The following is a 2,832-nucleotide window of genomic DNA, read 5'->3' as shown; positions in this document are numbered from 1 at the left end:
CGGGATCGTCGGTGAAACGGGCGAAGCGGTCATGGCTTGACCCACAATTCACGTGGCGTGTTGCACAGGCATTCATATCCCGTTTCAGTAATCAAGATCGGCTCGGTTATCTCAAGACCCCCATCATCAAGCCAAAGGGCAGGCATAAAGTGGAACGTCATCCCTGCCTTCAACTCGGTGGTGTCGCCGCGACGGAAGGAAATCGTGCGCTCGCCCCAATCCGGCGGATAGCTGATGCCAATCGCATAGCCACAGCGGCTGTCCTTTTCAAAGCCCGCTTTGTTCAGCGTTGCGTTAAAGGCATTAGCGATGTCTTGCGCCTGATTGCCTGGCTTCGCCTGTTCAAGCCCCGCGTCGATAGCATCAAGGACAGCGTTTTCAGCATCGCGGAATTTCTGCGGCACTTTACCCAAAAAGACCGTGCGCGATTGCGGGCATTGATAACGGCGGTGCGCGCCTGCGATTTCAAAGAAGGTCGCTTCGCCCGTTTTCATCGCTCGGTCATCCCAGGTCAGGTGCGGTTCAGTTGCATCAAGACCAGACGGCGCCATAGGCACAATCGCAGGATAGTCCCCCCAATGCCCATCCGCGCCGCGAATGCCCGTCGCGTAGATTTCCGCGATAAGATCGTTCTTGCGAAGACCCGGCTCGGCGAGGTCCAGAATGCGGGCGTGCATGGCCTCCACAATTCGTGCAGCCCGGCGCATATATTCGATTTCACGCGGGGACTTCACGGCGCGCTGCCAATTGACAAGGCCGTTGGCATCGCTGATCTGCGCATGCGGCAAGGATGCACTCAACGTCGCATGGGCGGCGGCCGTATAATAATAGTTGTCCATTTCCACGCCGATACATGCGCGCTCCAACCCGCAGTCTTTCAGCAAACCTGCAAGTTCTTGCATCGGATGTTTGTCAGGGTTCTGGACAAACGTATCTTCATATCCGCGAATGCTACCAGTTTCCTGCATAAAAACAGTGCGCGCCGCACCAAGCGCATCCATCGCGCGGCCCCACCAGATAGGTTCGCCCGCAAGCGTCAAAATCACGCCCTGATGCACATAGAACGACCAACCATCATAGCCGGTAAGCCATGACATATTCGACGGATCGCTGACGACGATGGCGTCCAGCCCCGCGCGCTCCATCGCGGCGCGGGTCTTGGTGATCCGCCCCAGGTATTCGTCAGTCGTGAAGTTGGCATCAGTTGTGGTCATACTATTGCTCTCGGGTGATGGGCTGCGCGAACGTCAAAGCGCTAGGAAAACGTCACCTGTTTTTCAGCGTTTGACAAGTTTGGAGTCCTCATTGAAGTGTGTGCGTTCACCGAAAGTGAAAGGTAAGCCGATGAGCACAGAGCGAACAAACGATCAATTGAGCCAGTGGGATCACGATCATTTCTTCCACCCCTCAACCCATTTGGGCCAGTTTGCACGTCGCGAGATGGGAAATCGCATTATCAAAGGCGCAAATGGTGTCCACATCACGGATCGCGAAGGACGTACATCGCTTGATGCATTTGCTGGACTTTATTGTGTTAACGTTGGTTACGGGCGCAGCGAAATTTCTGATGCCATTGCCGCGCAGGCCAAGGAACTGGCCTATTATCATTCCTATGTGGGCCATGGCACAGAGGCATCCATCACCCTCTCGCGTATGATCGCAGAACGCGCGCCCGAAGGTATGAACCAGGTTTATTATGGTCTTTCGGGGTCGGACGCAAACGAGACTAATGTGAAATTAGTTTGGTATTACAACAACATCCTTGGCCGTCCCCAAAAGAAAAAGATCATTTCGCGCTGGCGCAGTTACCATGGTTCGGGCCTTGTGACAGGCTCTCTCACCGGGCTTGAGCTGTTTCACAAGAAGTTCGATTTGCCATTGAGCCAAGTGATCCACACCGAAGCACCTTACTATTTCCGCCGCGACGATCGTAGCATGAGCGAGGCCGAGTTCTCTGCCGATTGCGCCGCAAAGCTTGAGGCTTTGATCGAAGCTGAAGGGGCGGACACCATTGCGGCCTTCATTGGCGAACCTGTGCTGGGAACCGGCGGTATCGTTCCGCCGCCCGCAGGTTATTGGGAGGCGATCCAGAAGGTGCTGAAAAAGCATGATATCCTTTTGATCGCCGACGAAGTCGTCACAGGGTTCGGCCGCTTGGGTACAATGATGGGATCGGATCACTACGGGCTAAAGCCTGACCTGATTACCATTGCGAAAGGCCTGACATCCGCATACGCACCGCTTTCGGGCTCTATCGTGTCAGACCGAATGTGGGAGGTGTTAGAGCGCGGTACAGATGAATTTGGCCCCATCGGCCATGGCTGGACCTATTCGGCGCATCCAATCTGCGCGGCAGCGGGTGTCGCGAATCTCAAGCTACTCGATAGTCTCGATCTGGTCAGCAATGCGGGCTCTGTAGGGCAATATCTGAACGAGGCTATGACAACCGCCCTCGGCGCGCATGCAAATGTGGGCGAGATTCGCGGCGAAGGCATGCTTTGCGCAGTCGAGTTGGTAAGTGACCGCGATGATCGTGTGTTCTTTGACGCCTCCGAAAAAGTGGCCCCCCGCATTGTCGCCGCGATGCTGGAGCGCGGTGTGATCGCCCGCGCCATGCCCCAAGGCGATATCATCGGATTTGCACCACCATTTTCGCTTACGCGTGAACAAGCTGACGAAATCGTTGGAGTGACCAAAGCAGCACTTGAAAGCGTGCTTTAAGCGATCAAGCGCACAAAAAACAGCGCCCACCAGATGGTGGGCGCTTTGTTTTGCAGTAGCTGGAATGAATTGGCTCCGGCGGTAGGGATCGAACCTACGACCAATTGATTA

Annotated in this window: 2 protein-coding genes; one reads left to right on the top strand and one right to left on the bottom strand. The window is 55.3% G+C overall.

Annotation, left to right across the window (positions count from 1 at the left end; translation table 11 throughout):
• Positions 1–29: 29 nt before the first annotated feature.
• Positions 30–1,214: an ectoine hydrolase DoeA gene (gene doeA, locus WBC85_RS13345; RefSeq protein ID WP_424438061.1), complete on the bottom strand. Its 1,185-nt coding sequence runs from the start codon at positions 1,212–1,214 to the stop codon at positions 30–32.
• Between the two features lie 130 nt (positions 1,215–1,344).
• Here doeA and WBC85_RS13340 point away from each other — a divergent pair, with 130 nt between their 5' ends.
• Positions 1,345–2,721 carry an aspartate aminotransferase family protein gene (locus tag WBC85_RS13340; RefSeq protein WP_424438058.1) on the top strand — a complete coding sequence of 459 codons (1,377 nt, stop codon included), beginning with the start codon at positions 1,345–1,347 and terminating at the stop codon, positions 2,719–2,721.
• The last annotated feature ends 111 nt before the right edge of the window (positions 2,722–2,832 follow it).

The organism is Planktotalea sp. (assembly GCF_049680325.1).
In the GTDB taxonomy this organism is placed as follows: Bacteria; Pseudomonadota; Alphaproteobacteria; order Rhodobacterales; family Rhodobacteraceae; genus Planktotalea.
The sequence above is the reverse complement of the archived record's forward strand: the minus strand, read 5'-3'. Positions and strand labels throughout refer to the sequence as shown.

Coding starts and splice junctions, on each gene's coding strand:
- doeA (WP_424438061.1), bottom strand. CDS start 1,214: ATGACCACAACTGATGCCAACTTCACGACTGACGAATACCTGGGGCGG.
- WBC85_RS13340 (WP_424438058.1), top strand. CDS start 1,345: ATGAGCACAGAGCGAACAAACGATCAATTGAGCCAGTGGGATCACGAT.